The following is a 651-nucleotide window of genomic DNA, read 5'->3' as shown; positions in this document are numbered from 1 at the left end:
GCAATTACACCAAAAATGCTTCTGTCGTGAAGCCCTTTACAAATGGGATTCGTTAAATAACCTGAGTCGAGTGCCACTGCTTCTACTTTAAATCCAAAACGATCGATCTGACGATCCAATCTAGAAAGATAAGGGATAGAGTCATGGACATTTCCAGGAGTAACATAGGCATCCGTTATGATATTGAACTTCATATCCGTTGTTCGGTGGTCTAAGTAACAGAACATTTCCTGCTTATTTTCCCTGGACATGAATCCGCAATCTGGATCGGTTGTACTTTTTCGGATTTCCTTGGTCTCTGTCACCTCCTCTCTTTCTTTTAGCGCTTTTTTCCGTGGTTTGACCTGTCTTCCTCAATAGCTTTATTAAGTTCATCTATATATTCCCGAGTTTCAATTTCTACTTCTTCACGAGTGAATTTGTGCTTGTTTGCATTCGCTTTAAGGTGAGTGGAGTCAGTAAATAAAACTCTTCCACCGACCATTTTATGACTAATGGCTTGATGGACAATTTCATCAAAGATCTCTTGAAAAATATTTGTATCTTTAAAACGAGTTCGCCGGTTCCAACTGATGGTTGAATGGTCCGGAACAGGATCATTGAGCTTCAAGCCAAGGAACCATCGGTACGCCACATTCATCTGTACTTCCC

1 pseudogene is annotated in these 651 nt (G+C 40.6%); it reads right to left on the bottom strand.

Annotated elements, in window-relative coordinates:
- Positions 1–651 (bottom strand): annotated as a pseudogene (locus AC6CHU_RS25935) (transposase); the annotation flags it as partial.

It is taken from the genome of Cytobacillus sp. GQ23 (assembly GCF_059758675.1).
The sequence above is the reverse complement of the archived record's forward strand: the minus strand, read 5'-3'. Positions and strand labels throughout refer to the sequence as shown.